The following is a 16,312-nucleotide window of genomic DNA, read 5'->3' on the forward strand; positions in this document are numbered from 1 at the left end:
CAGCCCCGGCTTGAGTGTCAACAGTTGTTGGCCTACATTTGTTGGCATGACGTCCGACGAGGAACCCCCCACCGCGGCGAAGCGCTCGGACCGCACCAAGGCCACCATCCTGAGTGCGGCCCGCCGACGTTTCGCCGCCGACGGCTACGAGCGCACCACCATCCGCGCCGTCGCCGCCGACGCCGCCATCGACCCGTCCATGGTGATGCGCTACTTCGGCAGCAAGGAGCGGCTGTTCGACGCCGCCCTCACCATCGACCTGCGGCTGCCGGACCTCGGCGCCGTCGCCCCGCAGGACCTGGCCCGCACCCTGCTGCGCCACTTCCTGGACCGCTGGGAGAGCGACCCGGCCGACGACGCGCTGCTGGTGCTGCTGCGCTCGGCGGTGACCAACGAGCGGGCCGCGCTGCGGATGCACGAGATCTTCGCGACCCAGGTGGCCCCGGCCCTGGGCGCCGCGCTCGGCCCGCAGGCCGCCGCGGTGGCCCCGGTGCTCACCACGCAGTTGCTCGGGCTGGCCCTGACCCGTTATCTGGTCCGCCTCCCCGCGGTCACCGCGCTCACCCCGGAGCAGCTGGTCGACGCCCTGCTCCCGGCCGTGCAGGCCACGGTGCGGTCGGCCGGGTCGCGGCCGCCCGGTCCGACTACGCTCTGACCGGGGAAGTACCGGGATTCCGACGGAGAGTGAGGGAGCGTCCCATGGAGGAGGCCGTCGCCGGACGCGCCACCAGGGGCCGGCCGCGCAGCGAGCGCGCCAGGTCCGCCGTGCTGGAGGCGGCGGCAGAGCTGCTGGTGTCCGGTGGCATCGACGCGGTGACCATGGAGGCGATCGCGGCCCGGGCGCAGGTCAGCAAGGCCACCCTGTACAAGTGGTGGCCGTCGCGGGCGCACGTGATGCTGGAGAGCCTGTTCAGCCGGACCAGGCACACCACCGAGATCGACGAGTCCGCCCCGCTGGAGGAGGCGCTGGTCAGTCAGTTGTCTTTGGTCACACGGGAGTTCCGGGAGACCGAGACGGGTCCGCTGATGGCCGACCTGGTGGCCGCCGGTCAGGCCGACCCGGACATCCGGGCCGCGCTGGACGAGCAGTGGCTCCGCCCGCGGCGGCAGATCACCACCCGGCTGCTGCGGGCCGCGGTGGAGCGCGGTGAGCTGGATCCGGGGATCGACCTGGCGGCGGCGGTGGACCAGCTCTTCGCCCCGGTCTACTACCGGTTGCTGCTGGGCCACGAGCCGTTGCACGACGACCTGGCGGCGACGCTCACCGGGCAGTTGCTGAACGGGCTGCGGACCGGGCTGCGGACCGGGGCCGCCGCTCCGAAGGGGTGAGTCAGCCCCGGGAGCGCGCCTCGCGCAGCTGCCCCAGGGTGGAGACCACCCACACGGCCAGTCCGACCAGGGGCAGGGCGGCGCCGAGCAGGGTGACCCCGGTCCAGCCGTAGCTGTCGTGCACCGCACCCGAGACGCCGGTGGCCAGCGCGCCGCCGAGGAAGACCGAGGTCATGAAGACCGTGTTGATCCGGGCCCGGGCGTCGGCCCGGAGGCCGTAGATCTCCCGCTGGCTGAGGACCTGGTGGCTCTGGACCGCCAGGTCCAGCAGGACGCCGGCCAGGGCCAGCAGCACCAGGTTTCCGGCCCAGAGCCCGGCCAGCAGCATCGCCACCACGGCCAGGGCCAGCGCCAGTCCGCTGCCCAGCCGGCCGTGGCCGCGGTCGCCCAGCCACCCGGCCAGTGGAGCGGCGGCCGCCCCCGCCGCGCCGACCAGCGCGAACAGCCCGATCCCGACCTGGCCGAGGTGGTGACGGCCGATCAGCTCGAAGGACACCGAGGTCCAGAAGCAGCTGAAGGCGCCGAACATCAGCGCCTGGCAGAGCGCACGCCGCCGCAGCGCGGGCTCCTCGCGGACCAGCCGGCCTATGGACAGCATCAGCTGCGGGTAGGTGCTGGCGTGGTCGGGCTGCCGCTTGGGGAGCACCCGGAGCAGCAGCACCGACAGCGCCACCATGAGCACGGCGGACACCAGGTAGATGGTGCGCCAGCCCCAGGCGGCGGCGATCAGGCTGGAGACGGTGCGGGCCAGCAGGATGCCGAGCAGTAGTCCGGTCATCACGGTGCCGACGACCTTGCCGCGCTCCCGTTCGGGTGCCAGGTGGGCGGCGAGCGGAACCAGGATCTGGGCGACCACCGAGGTCATCCCGACCAGTACCGACATGGCCAGGAAGAACCCGAAGTCCGGCGAGAGCCCGGCCGCGAGCAGGGCGGCCGCGGTCACCAGCAGCGTGCGCGAGGCGAGCGCCCGGTTCTCCAGCAGGTCACCGAGCGGCAGCAGCAGGACCATGCCGAGCGCGTAGCCGAGCTGGGTGAGGGTGACCACCAGCGCGGTGCTGCCCTGGCTGACACCGAAGGCCGAGGCGATCGGGGCCAGCACCGGCTGCGCGTAGTAGATGTTGGCCACGGCCATCCCGCAGCCGATCGCGAGCACCAGGATCACCCGGCGCAACCGGGCGGGCGACAGCTCGGACGCCCCCTGGGCCGCGGGGGTGCCGGTGACCGGGGCCGGCCGGTCCTGCTGGGTGTCCCGCATGCGAACTCCTCCACGACGGCGTCCCGGTATTTACTGAACGCATCGTTCACTATACACCCGGGTCCGCGGCCCCTGGCAGCGAATGGGGCGAAGGGAGCAAGTCGCACGCCGCGCCGGAGGAAACCTCAAATCTAGCTCTGAGAATGGCGACCAGCCCTTCCCCCATCGACGGCCCGGGGAGATGCTCAGGGCCATGGAGCCGGGTGCGGGGGACCCGGCTCCTCCGCCTTTGTGGAGGTGCGGGGTGAGCCTTGACGTCTCGTTCACCGTCTCCGGTGCCGCTGTGGGGGCGGCCTCGTTGAATCTGGTGCGATGCGCGGTCCGGGGGCGGAGCCGGTCGAGGCCCGCACTCGCCGCCGCCAACCGGCTGATGGGGTGGGCCCTGCTGCTGACGCTCGCACTGGGGACCGTGGCGACGCTCGGCTGGGCCGACGACAGCATCCAGGGCACCCAGGGGCTGGACCGCAATCCGCCGGTGCTGGGCACGGCGGTCCTGTGCGCGGCCGGCACCGTCGTCATGATCGCCGCCAATGCGCTGGCCCGACGGGTCCCCGACCGGCCGTCGGTCGGCCGGGAACCCGCTGTTTCGGCGCGCCGGGACCGGTGGGGATCGGCCTCGGGCACCCGCTGACCGCGGGCCGCCCGGCTCGGTGATACTCCGTCAGTTGCCGGGCGCGCTTCGGCGGTTCAGGCCAGTCCGGCCAGCAGCTCGGCGACCGGCTTGCGGCGCCCGGTGAAGAAGGGCACCTCCTCGCGGACGTGCAGCCGGGTCTCCGAGGCACGCAGGTCGCGCATCAGGTCGACGATCCGGTAGAGGTCGTTCGCCTCGAACGCCAGCAGCCACTCGTAGTCGCCCAGTGCGAAGGAGGCGACCGTGTTGGCCCTGACGTCGGGGTAGCCGCGGGCCAGCATCCCGTGCTCCATCAGCAGCCGGCGGCGCTCGGCGTCCTCCAGCAGGTACCACTCGTAGGAGCGGACGAAGGGGTAGACGCAGACGTAGTCGCGCGGGGTCTCGTCGGCGAGGAACGCCGGGATGTGCGACTTGTTGAACTCGGCGGGGCGGTGCAGCGCCATGTTGGACCAGACCGGCTCCAGGGCGCGGCCGAGCCGGGTGCGGCGGAAGCGGTTGTACGCCTCCTGCAGGTCGTCGCTGTCCTCGGCGTGCCACCAGATCATCAGGTCGGCGTCGGCACGCAGCCCGGAGACGTCGTAGGTGCCGCGGACGGTGACGTCCTTCTCGGCGAGCTGCGCGAACAGCTCCTCGACCTCGGCCGCGTGGGCGCTGCGGTCGTCCGGCAGCACGTCCTTGAGCCGGAAGACCGACCACAGGGTGTACCGGATGACCTTGTTGAGGTCGCGTGCCTTCGGCTTGTTCTCACTGCTTTCCGTCATGCGCCCATTGTCCCTTCCCGGGCGAGCGCCCCCTGCACCAGGGTTGCCGCCCGCCAGCCGCCGGCGATGCAGGCGGGGATGCCGACGCCCTGGTAGGCCGCCCCGCACAGGGCCAGGCCCGGGAGTTCGGCGACCTGCTTCTCGATCAGGTCCACCCGGTCCAGGTGCCCGACCGGGTACTGCGGCAGCCCGGCGCGCCAGCGGGTGACCGTGCTCGCGAACGGGACGGCGGTGATCCCGGCTGCCTCGGCGAGGTCCCGCAGCGAGCGGGCGACCAGCTCGGAGTCGTCCAGGTCGAGGTCCTGCTCCTCGTTGTGGCGGCCGACCGAGGTGCGCAGCACGAAGGTGTCGGGGGCGGCCTCGGCCAACCAGCGCCACTTGTTGCTGGAGAAGGTGGACGCCTTGATCGAGCGCCCGTCCACCGGCGGCACCAGGAAGCCGCTGCCGGACAGCGCGCCCAGCTCGGAGCGGTGGAAGGCGAGGGTGACCAGTGCCATTCCGGCGTACTCGACGGCGGCCAGCCCGGCCGAGGCGGCTGGGGCCTCGACGGCCAGCAGCCGCGCCGCGGCCGGGGCCGGCACCGCGAGGACCACCGCGTCGGCCTCCAACAGCTCCTCCCCCACCTGCAGTTGCCATCCGTCGGGGGTACGGCGCAGCGAGCGCGCCTCGGCGCCGAGCCGCAGCTCGACCCCGGCGGCGCGGCAGGCCTCCGCGACCGCGACCGGGAGCCGGCCGATGCCGCCGTCGATGCCCTGGAAGACCGGGGCCGGGTTGGCCGGGGTGGCGGCCTGTAGCGCCCGCACGCCCTGGACCAGCGAACCGCCGCCCCGCGCGGTGGCCAGCAGCTGCGGGACCGCGGCGCGCAGCGACAGTGCGTCGGCGTGGCCGGCGTAGACCCCGCCGAGCAGCGGCTCGACCAGCCGGTCGACCACCTCGCGACCGAGCCGGTCGGCGATGTAGGCGCCCACCGCGACGTCGTCGCCGACCTCGGTGGCCGGGCGGTCGGGGTCCAGGTCCTCGCCGATCCTGGCCAGGCCCTCGGGCGAGACCACCCCGGAGGCAGCCAGCGCGTCCAGGTCCCCGGGCACGCCCATCACCTGTCCGGCGGGCATCGGGCGCAGCGCGCCGCGGGTCCAGATGGCGGCCTTGGCGGTGGCCGGCGGCTGCAGGGCGTCGCCCAGGCCGACCGCGCGGGCCAGGGCGACCGCCTCGGGGCGGCGGGCCAGCATCGACTCGGCGCCGAGGTCGACCGGGACCCCGGCCAGTTCGCCGGTCCTGAGCTTGCCGCCGAGGCGGTCGCCCGCCTCCAGCAGGGTGACCCGGGCGCTGCGGGGCGAGCCGTCGGCGCCGGACAGCCGCGCGGCGGCGGCGAGACCGGCGATGCCGCCGCCGACGACCACGACATGGGGCAGGGGGGCTGTGCTCTGCATGGACTTCACTCTCGCACATGCGCTCCGGTGCCCCGATCGTGACCTCGATGTGACGCCCGCACCGGGAACCTGTCGCCGGGTCGCCGGGTCCAATGGTGGAATCGGCCCGCCACGGGGCGGGCCTGCCAGAGGGGGAGGACCGGACCATGGGGCAGACGCGCACAGGACGGAACAGACGCCGGGGCACGGCGCTGGGAGCGGTGGTACTGGCCGGCGGGCTGGCGCTCGGGGCGTGCAGCGCGAGCAGCGGGACCAGCAACTCCGCTGCGGCCGGCAGCGCGGCGAACAACAAGGCAGCGGCAGCGGGAGCACCCCAGGCCCAGGCGGGGGCCGCCGGGAGCGGTTCGAGCTCGGGCAGCGGGAGTGGAAAGAGCACCGGCGGCACGTCCTCGGCGCAGTTGCAGGCCACTCAGGCCGCGCGGTCCATCATCTACACCGGTGAGATCCAGCTGCGCACCGAGGGGGTGGACGCGACCGCCGCTCGGGCGGAGGCGCTGGTGAAGTCGGCGGGCGGCTACGTCGACTCGGAGGTGACCGGCACCGTCGGCACCATCCCCTACGTCCCCTACGCGGTGTCCTCCGGCAGCGGCACCGGTTCGACGGCGCAGACGCTCTCCCCGCCCACCGACGCCAGCGGCGAGTCGGCCCAGCTGGTGCTGCGGGTTCCGGCCGTCTCCTACGACAGCGTCTTCGGCCAGTTGCAGACCCTGGGCACGGTGCTGGCCCAGCAGCGCACCGCGCAGGACGTCACCCAGCAGGTGGTGGACATCGACAGCCGGGTGAAGTCGGCGCAGGCCAGCGTGGACCGGGTGCGGGCGCTCTACGACAAGGCGCAGAGCATCGCCGACGTCACCACGCTGGAGCAGGACCTCACCCAGCGCGAGTCCGACCTGGAGTCGCTGGAGGCGCAGCAGCAGGCCCTGGAGTCGCAGGCGGCGATGTCGACGGTGACGCTGGAGCTCTACGCCAAGGCGACCGCGCCGGCTGCGCCGCACGGCAGGAGCGCGGGGGGCGCGGCGCTCTCGGCCCTGAAGAGCGGCTGGCACGCGCTCTACCTGACGTTCCGTTGGCTGCTGGTGGCGCTTGCGGCGGTGCTGCCGTTCCTGGTGCCGATCGGCCTGCTGATGTGGCTGGTGCAGGTGGTGGCGCGGCGGCGGCAGAACGCCCGGGACGCGGTTCGCGCCGAGCAGGAGCCGTCTGAGCTGGAGCCGGAGCACCAGGGGGGCTCGTGAGCGATTGCGGCTGCGGACCGTAGCTGGCTTGTCGCGCAGTTCCCCGCGCCCCTAGGGGTCTGCAACTGGCTCAGTTGCACATGCCCGGGGGCGCGGGGCCGCAGTCGAAGATCCGCCGGAGGCGCTAGCGCTGGGTGGCCTCGTGGACGTGGGCGACCAGGCGGGTGAGGGTGTCGGGGTCGGTGCTGGGCAGCACCCCGTGGCCGAGGTTGAAGACGTGGCCGCGTCCGCTCGCCTCGGCCGCCGCCAGCACCTCCTCGGTCTTGGCGCGGATCGCCGCCTCGGGGGCGAACAGCACCGTCGGGTCGAGGTTGCCCTGCAGCGCCTTGCCGGGGGCGACCCGGCGGGCGGCCTCGTCCAGCGGGACCCGCCAGTCGACGCCGACCACGTCCGCACCCGCGTCGCCCATCAGCCCGAGCAGCTCACCGGTGCCCACACCGAAGTGGATCCGGGGCACCCCGTAGCCGGCGACCGCGTCGAACACCTTGGCGCTGGCCGGCATCACCGAGCGCCGGTAGTCGTCCGGGGCCAGCGCGCCGACCCAGGAGTCGAACAGCTGCACCGCCGAGGCCCCGGCCTCGATCTGCACCTTGAGGAAGGCGGCGGTGATGTCGGCGAGCCGGTCCAGCAGCTCCTGCCACAGCTCCGGGTCGCCGTACATCAGCGCCTTGGTGTTCTCGTGGTTCTTCGACGGGCCGCCCTCGACCAGGTAGCTGGCCAGCGTGTAGGGGGCGCCGGCGAAGCCGATCAGCGGGGTGGCGCCGAGCTCGGCGGTGAGCAGGCCGATGGCCTCGGTGACGTAGCTGACGTCCCCGGGCTCCAGCGGCCGCAGCTGCTGCAGGTCGGCGCGGCTGCGGATCGGGTTGGCGATCACCGGGCCGATGCCGGGCTTGATGTCCAGGTCCACGCCGATGGCCTTGAGCGGCACCACGATGTCGCTGAAGTAGACCGCGGCGTCCACCTGGTGGCGGCGCACCGGCTGCAGGGTGATCTCCTTGACCAGCTCCGGCATCGTGCAGGAGTCCAGCATGGCGATGCCCTCGCGGACCTTCAGGTACTCGGGCAGCGACCGCCCGGCCTGGCGCATGAACCACACCGGGGTGTGCGGCACCTCCTCGCCCCGGCAGGCCCGCAGGAACGCGGAGTCCTTCACTGCATCGGAGTCTTGCACCGCACCGGACTTCGCCACTGTCTCACTCCCGCTGTCGCTCACGGCACAAATCCTCGCACGCGCGCGACCCGGTTCCGTGCCCGGCCCGTGGTGCCTCCCGCACGCGAAGGTGCCCGCGTCTTACTCTTCCGGCATGGCAGCGGTCAGCGGGCACCCAGCGAGTGAGGACGGAACCCCCGGCGTACCGCCGGTCTTCCGCGAGGCCGTGGAGGCGCTGCGCGGGACGCGGCTGCGCCCCGAGGTGGTCATCGGCGACACCCCGGCGCCGCGCAAGCTGGCCTCCTACGCCTACGCCCTGACGGCCACGGTGGAGGTGGACGGGGAGGAGCTGGCGGACGGGCGGCTGGTGCTGCTGCACGAGCCGGGCGGCCACGAGGCCTGGAACGGCGAGTTCCGGCTGGTGTCCATGGGCCGCGCCGAGCTGGAGCCGGAGATGGGCTCGGACCCGCTGCTGGGCGAGGTCGGCTGGTCCTGGCTGATGGACGCGCTGTCCCAGCAGGGCGCCCGCTGGACCGAGCCGAGCGGCACGGTCACCCGCTGCTCCTCGCAGTACTTCGGCGGCCTGGCCGAACGCGAGGGCTCCACCGAGATCGAGATCCGCGCCTCCTGGACCCCGCTGCCGCACGACCTCCCCGGCGGCGGCTTCGCCGAGCACCTGCGGGCCTGGTGCGAGCTGCTGTGCCAGTGCGCCGGCCTGCCCCCGGCGCTGCCGGCGGCTTCGGCGGGCCCGGCCGCGGCCACCGGCGGCGTGGTGCCGATGCCGATGCGCCGCCGCCCGCTCTGAAATTCGGGCAGACGTTCGGCGTGTCGACCGCTTTTGATCACTTTAGGGTGACTTACGCTCGGTCGAGTTGGTCAAAATGCACGAAGTGCCCGATTTGACGCTCACTCAATCGTGATCATTCGCTAAAGCCGGGCAACCATCATGCCGAAGCAGTCAGTGACCCTTTCCACCCGAGGACCCCACCCCATCTGCGACTGACCGGGTCTTCGAGCCATCCCTCAGGAGGCCTGGTGTCTGTTCTTCTCGAGCACCCCGCAAACCTGGTCGCCTATCGTCCGACCAAGCCCACCGCCATGGTGGTCGTCGCGGACCCCCGGGTCCGCAGCACGGTCACCCGGCACCTCTGGGCCCTGGGCGTTCGCGACGTGATCGAGGCTTCCTCACTCGCCGAGGCCCGCCCCCGGGTCGGCACCCCCCGAGACATCTGCATCGCCGACGTCCACCTCCCCGACGGGTCGGGGCTGGCGATCCTCGCCGAGACCCGCGCCGCGGGCTGGCCCAACGGCCTGGCCCTCTCCGCGGCCGACGACATCGGCGCCGTCCGCAGCGCGCTGGCCGGCGGGGTGAAGGGGTACGTCGTCACCGGCACCCGGGTCAACACCGGCCTGCCGCAGCGCCCGGGGATGGCCGGCGCCCCCGGCCTGGGCGGCCGTCCCGGCCTGCCCGGCCACCTGCGCCGTCCCGGAATGCCCGGCGGCGCTCCCGGCGGGACGCCCGGAGCCGCTCCCGGCACCCCCGGAACTCCCCCGCCGCCCGCCTACCGGGAGCTGTCCGGCCGCGAGGTGGAGGTGCTCCGGCTGGTCGCCGAGGGGCAGTCCAACAAGGCCATCGGCGTCGCCATGGGCCTGTCGGCACTCACCGTCAAGAGCCACCTCGCCCGGATCGCCCGCAAGCTCGGCACCGGCGACCGGGCCGGCATGGTCGCGGTCGCGCTGCGCACCGGAATCATCCACTAGTACGACCAGCGCCTCACCGTATGAGGGAACGTTCCTCCGCCCTCCTACGGTGAGGCGCAGCCGTGTGCGACCGTGTGCGACTGTGTGCGCGCAGGCGGACGGGAAGGCGCACGGGCGTAGGCTTGGCGCGTGACCGACGCCCGCGAAGCCACCACCGACAGCACAGACGACGCCACAGGCAGCCAGGCTGCCGGCGACGGGGCCGACACCCCGGAGGCCGGCGGTCCGGTTCCGCTGCTGGAACCTCGTGAGGGCATCCCCCCGGTGGTCGCCGACGCGGCCGCGCTCGCCGAGGTCGTGGCCCGCTTCGCGGCCGGGACCGGGCCGGTCGCCATCGACGCCGAGCGGGCCTCGGGCTACCGCTACGGACAGCGCGCCTACCTGGTGCAACTGCGCCGCCAGGGCGCCGGCAGCACCCTGATCGACCCGGTCGGCTGTCCCGACCTCTCCTCGCTGGGCGCGGCCCTGGCGGACACCGAGTGGGTGCTGCACGCCGCCACCCAGGACCTGCCCTGCCTGGCCGAGCTGGGCATGCGGCCGACCTCGCTGTTCGACACCGAGCTGGCCGGCCGGATCGCCGGCTTCCCCCGGGTCGGCCTGGGGCCGATGGTGGAGAGCGTGCTGGGCTTCACCCTGGAGAAGGGCCACTCCGCCGTCGACTGGTCCACCCGGCCGCTCCCCGAGCCGTGGCTGCGCTACGCGGCACTGGACGTCGAGGTGCTGGTGGACCTGCGGGACGCGCTGGAGGCGGAGCTGGACGCCCAGGGGAAGCTGGACTGGGCCAAGGAGGAGTTCGCCGCGATCGCCGCCGCCGGTCCCCCCGCGCCCAGGGTGGACCCCTGGCGCCGGACCTCCGGCGTGCACAAGGTGCGCCGCCGCCGGCAGCTGGCCGCCGTCAAGGAGCTGTGGCAGACCAGGGACCGGGTGGCCCGGGACCGTGACATCTCGCCGGGCCGGATCCTCTCCGACGCCGCCATCGTCACCGCGGCGCTCGCCATGCCGGCCAACATCCACGCGCTGCAGGCCCTGCCCGGCTTCGGCCCTCGGGTGCACCGCCGGGCGCTGGAGCAGTGGTTCGCCGCCGTGGAGACGGCCCGGGCGATCCCCGAGGCCCAGCTCCCGCCGCCGTCGGCCCCGCACGAGGGCCCGCCGCCGCCCCGCTCCTGGGCCGAGAAGGACCCGCTGGCCGCCGCCCGGCTCGCGGGCGCGCGCAGCGCGGTGGGAACGCTCGCCGAGTCGCTGAACCTCCCGCAGGAGAACCTGGTCTCGCCGGACCTGGTGCGCCGGGTCTCCTGGTCCCCGCCCTCCCCCGCCACCGCCGAGGCGGTGGCCACCGCGCTGCGCGGCCACGGCGCCCGCAGCTGGCAGTCGGAGCTGGTCGCGCCGGTGCTCGCCAAGGCGTTCGCGCAGGCCCGCACCCCCGCCCCGGTGCCCCCGGCGGCCTCCGCCAACGGGCAGGGCTGAGCCGGCCGCCGGGTCGACGCACAGCGCGGGAGCGCTCCAAACGGGCTGCGAAAGGGCGGCCGGAGGACTGCTCCGGGTTCGGTATGGGAAACGAAGTTACTAGCAGGTAGCATCTCTTCCAGGGACGTCGTCGACCCGTCACGGGCGGCGGCTGCCCCGCACCGGTCCAGCTGGGCCGCTACGTCATTTGGGCCCCCACATGGGGACTTGGGAGGAGAGCCACCGTGCCTCGTACCGCGAGGGACGTCGTCTTCGTCGACGGCGTCCGCACCCCGTTCGGCAAGGCCGGACCGAAGGGCATCTACGCGGAGACCCGCGCCGACGATCTGGTGATCAAGGCCATCCGCGAGCTGCTGCGACGCAACCCGAGCCTGGACCCGGCCCGCGTGGACGAGGTGGCCATCGCCGCCACCACGCAGATCGGCGACCAGGGCCTCACCCTGGGCCGCAGCGCGGCGCTGCTGGCCGGCCTGCCGAAGACGGTGCCCGGCTACTCCATCGACCGCATGTGCGCCGGCGCGATGACCGCCGCCACCTCGGTCGCCGGCGGCATCGCCTTCGGCGCCTACGACATCGCCATCGCCGGCGGCGTCGAGCACATGGGCCGCCACCCCATGGGCGAGGGCGTGGACCCCAACCCCCGCTTCCTGTCCGAGAAGGTCGTCGACGAGTCGGCGCTGTTCATGGGCATGACCGCGGAGAACCTGCACGACCGGTTCCCGCACCTGACCAAGGAGCGCTGCGACGCCTACGCCGTCCGCAGCCAGGAGAAGGCCGCCAAGGCCTACGCCAACAACGTCATCCAGCCCGACCTGGTCCCGGTCGCGGTGCGCCGCACCAATGAGGCGGCCGGTGAGACCGGCTGGGGCCTGGCCACGGTCGACGAGCCGATGCGCCCGGGCACCACCATGGAGATGCTGGCCGGTCTGAAGACCCCGTTCCGTCCGCACGGCCGGATCACCGCGGGCAACGCGGCCGGACTCAACGACGGCGCCACCGCCTCGCTGATCGCCGCCGAGGACGTGGCCCGCGAGCTGGGCCTGCCGGTCAAGATGCGGATGGTCTCCTACGCCTTCGTCGGCGTGGAGCCCGAGGTCATGGGCATCGGCCCGGTCCCGGCGACCGAGAAGGCGCTGCGCCAGGCCGGTCTGACCATCGCCGACATCGGCGCGTTCGAGATCAACGAGGCCTTCGCCATCCAGGTCCTCTCCATGCTGGACCACTTCGGCATCGCCGACGACGACGAGCGGGTCAACCCCTACGGCGGCGCGATCGCCTACGGCCACCCGCTGGCATCCTCCGGCGTCCGGCTGATGACCCAGCTGGCGCGCCGCTTCGAGGAGCGCCCCGACGTCCGCTACGGCCTGACCTCCATGTGCATCGGCATGGGCATGGGCGGAACGGTCATCTGGGAGAACCCGAACTTCACCGAGGGTGGCAAGTGATGAGCGACACCACCGCGCTGCTGAAGCGCGCCCACGAGCTGTTCCCGGACGAGGTCGTCACCTCGGCCCACGTCCGCCACCTCGACCTGCCGCTCGGCGCGGGCAAGTTCGCGCTGATCACCCTGGACAACGGCTTCGACCACACCAAGCCCACCACCTTCGGCCCCGGCTCGCTGGCCAAGCTGAGCGAGGCGCTGGACCAGGTCGAGCGCGAGGCCGCGGCCGGCGAGATCGCCGCCGTCGGCGTCACCGGCAAGCCGTTCATCTTCGCGGTCGGCGCCGACCTCAAGGGCGTCGAGGTGCTCAAGGAGCACAGCGACGCGCTGGCCATCGGCAAGGGCGGCCACGACGTCTTCAAGCGGATCGCCGCGCTGCCCGTGCCGACCTTCGCCTTCTACAACGGCGCGGCGATGGGCGGCGGCGTCGAGGTCGGCCTGCACTGCGACTACCGCACCGTCAGCACCGGCGTCCCGGCGTTCTCGCTGCCGGAGTGCTTCCTCGGCCTGGTCCCCGGCTGGGGCGGCTGCACCCTGCTGCCCAACCTGATCGGCCCGGCCAAGGCGATCACGGTCATCATCGAGAACTCGCTCTCGCAGAACCGCCAGCTCAAGGGCAAGCAGGTGTTCGACCTGGGCATCGCCGACGCGGTGTTCGCCCCGGCCGACTTCCTGGAGCAGTCACTGCTCTGGGCCGCCACCGTGCTCAAGGGCGAGACCGTCGTCGAGCGCCCGGAGATCGACCGCGGCGAGGCCTGGGACGCGGCGGTCGCGCACGGCCGCGCCATCGCCGACTCCAAGGTGCACGGCGCCGCGCCGGCCCCGTACCGGGCGCTGGACATCATCGCTGCGGCGAAGGATGCCACCCTCAAGGACGCTGCCAGTCTGCAGGCGGGCTTCGACGCCGAGGACGCGGCGCTGGCCGACCTGATCATGGGCGGCGAGCTGCGCAGCGGCATCTACGCCTTCAACCTGGTGCAGAAGCGCGGCAAGCGCCCGTTCGGCGCGCCGGACAAGTCGCTGGCCCGCCCGGTCACCAAGGTCGGCGTGGTCGGCGCGGGCCTGATGGCCTCGCAGCTGGCGCTGCTGTTCGCCCGTCAGCTCAAGGTGCCGGTGGTGCTCACCGACATCGACCAGGAGCGGGTCGACAAGGGCGTGGGCTACGTCCACGGCGAGATCGACAAGCTGCAGGCCAAGGGCCGGCTCAACCAGGACGGCGCCAACCGGCTCAAGGGCCTGGTCACCGGCTCGCTGGACAAGGCCGCCGCCTTCGGCGACGCGGACTTCGTGATCGAGGCGGTGTTCGAGGAGCTGGGCGTCAAGCAGCAGGTGTTCGCGGACGTCGAGGCCGTGGTCTCGCCGACCTGCATCCTGGCGACCAACACCTCCTCGCTGTCGGTCACCGAGATGGCCGCCAAGCTGGAGCACCCCGAGCGGGTCGTCGGCTTCCACTTCTTCAACCCGGTCGCGGTGCTGCCGCTGCTGGAGATCGTCCGGGGCGAGAGCACCGACGACGCCTCGCTGGCCACCGCGTTCGGCGTGGCCAAGAAGCTGAAGAAGACCGGCGTGCTGGTCAAGGACGCCCCGGCGTTCGTGGTCAACCGCATCCTCACCCGCTTCATGGGCGAGATCCAGACGGTCATCGACGAGGGCACCCCGATCGACACGATCGAGAAGGGCGTGGAGCCGCTGGGGCTCCCGATGTCGCCGATCGTGCTGATCGAGCTGGTCGGCCCGGCCATCGCGCTGCACGTCTCGGAGACGCTGCACGGGGCGTTCCCGGAGCGGTTCACCGTCTCCGAGAACCTGCGTCGGGTCGTCGCAGCCGGCAAGCGCGGGTTCTACACCTGGGCCTCCGGGCAGCAGGAGATCGACCCCGAGGTCGCAGCGCTGCTGCAGGTCGGCGACGTGGTGCTGACGCCCGAGCAGGTGCTCGACCGGGCGCTCACCGCGGTGGCGCAGGAGATCGCGCTGATGCTGGACGAGGGCGTGGTGGCCGAGGCGCAGGACATCGACCTGTGCCTGATCACCGGCGCGGGCTGGCCCTTCCACCTGGGCGGGATCACTCCCTACCTGGACCGGTCGGGCGTCTCCGAGCGGGTCAACGGCAAGCCGTTCCTGGCTCCCGGGATCGCCAGCGTTCCCGCGTAGTTGCTTTTAGGGGCGCGGGGAACTGCGCGACCAGCCCTCTACGAAGGTGCATGGTTGGCAGCGCAGTTCCCCGCGCCCCTGGCTGTGGTTACTCAGGGCGGATTGAGTATCCGTACGCTTACTCGGGCGCTGATGGATCGTCAACCTTGGTGCATGGGGACCTTTCTGCGCCAGTGGATGCTCCGCATCCTGAGTTTCGGGCTGACCGGGATGTACCGGGTGTACCGCTCGCACCCCGCGGTCTGGCGCGCGATGGCGCGCAACTACCGGCCGTGGATGGGCGACTTCGCCCGCCTGCACGCCTGGATGACCTGCCAGTTCGCCGCCTTGGACGTACCCGCCTACCAGGAGCACCTGGAGCGCGGGGGCTGGCGGTTCCGCTGGTTCTCACTGGCCTCGTACCCGCCCACCGACAAGGTGGGGTACGTCAAGGCGTACCCGGAGGACGCCCGCTGCTGGAAGGGCCGGGTCGAGGTCGCGGGCAGTGTGGTGGACGAGTCCTCGGGGTCGTCCGGGACCCCGTACAACTGGGTGCGCAGCCGGCGTGAGCTGAACACGGTGCACCGCAACGTGGCCGGGTACACCTCGCTGGTGTTCCCCTCCCGGCGGCTGTTCGTGATCAATGCCTACTCGATGGGCGCCTGGGCCACCGGCACCAACACCGGGATCGCGATGGCGCGGATCGCCACCGTCAAGAACACCGGTCCCGACCTCGACAAGATCGTCGACACCCTGCGCCACTTCGGCCCGCGCTACGACTACCTGGTCACCGCCTACCCCCCGTTCCTGAAGCACCTGCGGGACCGGCTGGCCGGGGAGACCTGGTTCGCCGGCTACCGGATGGCGGCCATGGTCGGCGGCGAGGGGATGACCGAGGCGCTGCGCGACTACGTCGGCGATGTGTTCGCCAAGGTCCGCTCCGGGTACGGGGCCTCGGACCTGACGATCGGCATGGGCGGCGAGACCACCTTCAGCGTCTGGCTGCGCCGTCGGATCCGCGAGGACGCCGCGTTCCGCGAGGCCTTCCTCACCACGGACGAGCAGCGGCTGCCCATGGTGTTCCAGTACAACCCGCTGGAGACCTATCTGGAGACCACCGGCGAGGGCCGCACCGGGGAGATCCTCTGCACCATCAACTCGACCGCCGTGATGGCCCCCAAGCTGCGCTACAACATCGGCGACGAGGGCACCCTGCTGAGCTTCCCCGAGGCCTGGGAGCGGATCGCCGCGCTCGCGGTCGACCGGCCCGAGCTGCTGGCCGAGGCCACCCGGACCCATCTGCGCGAGAAGATGCAGCTGCCGCTGCTGTTCCTCTACGGGCGGGCCGACTCGACCGTCTCCTACATGGGCGCCAACATCTACCCGCAGGACGTCGAGTACGGCCTCTACGAGGGCAACCCGCTGGCCGGTGCCGTCGAGGGCTTCGCGCTGGGGCTGGAGGAGGGCGCCGACCTGGAGTCCCGTCCCGTGGTCCACGTCCAGCTGCGGCCGGGGACGGCGGAGACGGAGCCGGAGCGGGAGCAGCTGGCCGAGGCCTGCCGGGCCGGGGTGCTGCGCCATCTCGCCTCCTGCAGCCGGGACTTCGCCCAGTCGATAGCCGAGGACGCCTCGGCGTCCGAGATCGCGGTATGCATCCACCCGCACGGCACCGGGCCCTTCGCGGGCAGCACCGGCATCAAGAACAGCTATCTGGTCAAGGAGGGTTGA

14 protein-coding genes are annotated in these 16,312 nt (G+C 72.7%); 10 read left to right on the forward strand and 4 right to left on the reverse strand.

Annotation, left to right across the window (positions count from 1 at the left end; translation table 11 throughout):
- Positions 1 to 46 precede the first annotated feature (46 nt).
- Both IF29_RS0124445 and IF29_RS0124450 read left to right on the forward strand, forming a co-directional pair.
- Positions 47 to 655, forward strand: coding sequence for a TetR/AcrR family transcriptional regulator (locus IF29_RS0124445; protein WP_030258829.1), 609 nt, complete (start codon positions 47 to 49; stop codon positions 653 to 655).
- A 44-nt stretch (positions 656 to 699) separates the two neighbouring features.
- Positions 700 to 1,329, forward strand: coding sequence for a TetR/AcrR family transcriptional regulator (locus IF29_RS0124450; protein WP_030258832.1), 630 nt, complete (start codon positions 700 to 702; stop codon positions 1,327 to 1,329).
- A 1-nt stretch (position 1,330) separates the two neighbouring features.
- On the opposite strand, the gene IF29_RS0124455 is transcribed toward IF29_RS0124450, so the two are convergent.
- Positions 1,331 to 2,584 (reverse strand): MFS transporter, encoded by a 1,254-nt coding sequence (locus IF29_RS0124455; RefSeq protein WP_084714873.1) that lies wholly within the window; start codon positions 2,582 to 2,584, stop codon positions 1,331 to 1,333.
- 244 nt (positions 2,585 to 2,828) lie between these two features.
- On the opposite strand from IF29_RS0124455, the gene IF29_RS0124460 reads away from it, so the two are divergent.
- Positions 2,829 to 3,215 (forward strand): hypothetical protein, encoded by a 387-nt coding sequence (locus IF29_RS0124460; RefSeq protein ID WP_030258839.1) that lies wholly within the window; start codon positions 2,829 to 2,831, stop codon positions 3,213 to 3,215.
- Positions 3,216 to 3,271: 56 nt separating this feature from the next.
- Here the strand turns inward: IF29_RS0124460 and hemQ are convergent, their stop codons facing one another.
- Positions 3,272 to 3,976 carry a hydrogen peroxide-dependent heme synthase gene (gene hemQ, locus IF29_RS0124465; RefSeq protein WP_030258842.1) on the reverse strand — a complete coding sequence of 235 codons (705 nt, stop codon included), beginning with the start codon at positions 3,974 to 3,976 and terminating at the stop codon, positions 3,272 to 3,274.
- Complete coding sequence (gene hemG / locus IF29_RS0124470) at positions 3,973 to 5,406, reverse strand: protoporphyrinogen oxidase (protein ID WP_030258845.1); 1,434 nt, start codon at positions 5,404 to 5,406, stop codon at positions 3,973 to 3,975. Before hemG ends, hemQ begins: the two co-directional genes overlap by 4 nt.
- A 146-nt stretch (positions 5,407 to 5,552) precedes the next feature.
- Between hemG and IF29_RS0124475 the strand changes: the two genes are divergently transcribed.
- The gene (locus IF29_RS0124475; protein ID WP_198037547.1) at positions 5,553 to 6,638 is read left to right on the forward strand and encodes a DUF4349 domain-containing protein; all 1,086 of its coding nucleotides are present in this window, start codon (positions 5,553 to 5,555) and stop codon (positions 6,636 to 6,638) included.
- A 124-nt stretch (positions 6,639 to 6,762) separates the two neighbouring features.
- Here the strand turns inward: IF29_RS0124475 and hemE are convergent, their stop codons facing one another.
- On the reverse strand, positions 6,763 to 7,827 hold the full coding sequence (hemE, locus tag IF29_RS0124480; RefSeq protein WP_030258849.1) for a uroporphyrinogen decarboxylase: 1,065 nt from the start codon (positions 7,825 to 7,827) through the stop codon (positions 6,763 to 6,765).
- A gap of 115 nt (positions 7,828 to 7,942) precedes the next feature.
- Between hemE and IF29_RS0124485 the strand changes: the two genes are divergently transcribed.
- The 6 genes from IF29_RS0124485 (at position 7,943) to IF29_RS0124510 (ending at position 16,312) form a co-directional block, all read left to right on the forward strand.
- Positions 7,943 to 8,593, forward strand: a complete 651-nt coding sequence (locus IF29_RS0124485) for a DUF3000 domain-containing protein (protein WP_030258851.1) — start codon at positions 7,943 to 7,945, stop codon at positions 8,591 to 8,593.
- 230 nt (positions 8,594 to 8,823) lie between these two features.
- The gene (locus tag IF29_RS0124490; protein ID WP_030258853.1) at positions 8,824 to 9,549 is read left to right on the forward strand and encodes a response regulator transcription factor; all 726 of its coding nucleotides are present in this window, start codon (positions 8,824 to 8,826) and stop codon (positions 9,547 to 9,549) included.
- 129 nt (positions 9,550 to 9,678) lie between these two features.
- Positions 9,679 to 11,013: a ribonuclease D gene (locus IF29_RS0124495; protein ID WP_051725873.1), complete on the forward strand. Its 1,335-nt coding sequence runs from the start codon at positions 9,679 to 9,681 to the stop codon at positions 11,011 to 11,013.
- Between the two features lie 224 nt (positions 11,014 to 11,237).
- Positions 11,238 to 12,458, forward strand: coding sequence for a thiolase family protein (locus IF29_RS0124500; RefSeq protein WP_030258859.1), 1,221 nt, complete (start codon positions 11,238 to 11,240; stop codon positions 12,456 to 12,458).
- Positions 12,458 to 14,605 (forward strand): 3-hydroxyacyl-CoA dehydrogenase NAD-binding domain-containing protein, encoded by a 2,148-nt coding sequence (locus tag IF29_RS0124505; protein ID WP_030258862.1) that lies wholly within the window; start codon positions 12,458 to 12,460, stop codon positions 14,603 to 14,605. Before IF29_RS0124500 ends, IF29_RS0124505 begins: the two co-directional genes overlap by 1 nt.
- Positions 14,606 to 14,758: 153 nt before the next feature.
- Positions 14,759 to 16,312 carry a phenylacetate--CoA ligase family protein gene (locus IF29_RS0124510; RefSeq protein WP_037596452.1) on the forward strand — a complete coding sequence of 518 codons (1,554 nt, stop codon included), beginning with the start codon at positions 14,759 to 14,761 and terminating at the stop codon, positions 16,310 to 16,312.

Origin of the sequence: Streptacidiphilus jeojiense, assembly GCF_000719095.1 — a bacterium.
Classification (GTDB): Bacteria; Actinomycetota; Actinomycetes; order Streptomycetales; family Streptomycetaceae; genus Streptacidiphilus; species Streptacidiphilus jeojiensis.

What these genes read in the sequence shown, in the direction of transcription:
- IF29_RS0124445 (WP_030258829.1), top strand. Translation starts at nt 47, where the DNA reads ATGACGTCCGACGAGGAACCCCCCACCGCGGCGAAGCGCTCGGACCGC.
- IF29_RS0124510 (WP_037596452.1), top strand. Translation starts at nt 14,759, where the DNA reads ATGGGGACCTTTCTGCGCCAGTGGATGCTCCGCATCCTGAGTTTCGGG.
- IF29_RS0124505 (WP_030258862.1), top strand. Translation starts at nt 12,458, where the DNA reads ATGAGCGACACCACCGCGCTGCTGAAGCGCGCCCACGAGCTGTTCCCG.
- IF29_RS0124450 (WP_030258832.1), top strand. Translation starts at nt 700, where the DNA reads ATGGAGGAGGCCGTCGCCGGACGCGCCACCAGGGGCCGGCCGCGCAGC.
- IF29_RS0124475 (WP_198037547.1), top strand. Translation starts at nt 5,553, where the DNA reads ATGGGGCAGACGCGCACAGGACGGAACAGACGCCGGGGCACGGCGCTG.
- hemQ (WP_030258842.1), bottom strand. Translation starts at nt 3,976, where the DNA reads ATGACGGAAAGCAGTGAGAACAAGCCGAAGGCACGCGACCTCAACAAG.
- IF29_RS0124485 (WP_030258851.1), top strand. Translation starts at nt 7,943, where the DNA reads ATGGCAGCGGTCAGCGGGCACCCAGCGAGTGAGGACGGAACCCCCGGC.
- IF29_RS0124455 (WP_084714873.1), bottom strand. Translation starts at nt 2,584, where the DNA reads ATGCGGGACACCCAGCAGGACCGGCCGGCCCCGGTCACCGGCACCCCC.
- hemG (WP_030258845.1), bottom strand. Translation starts at nt 5,406, where the DNA reads ATGCAGAGCACAGCCCCCCTGCCCCATGTCGTGGTCGTCGGCGGCGGC.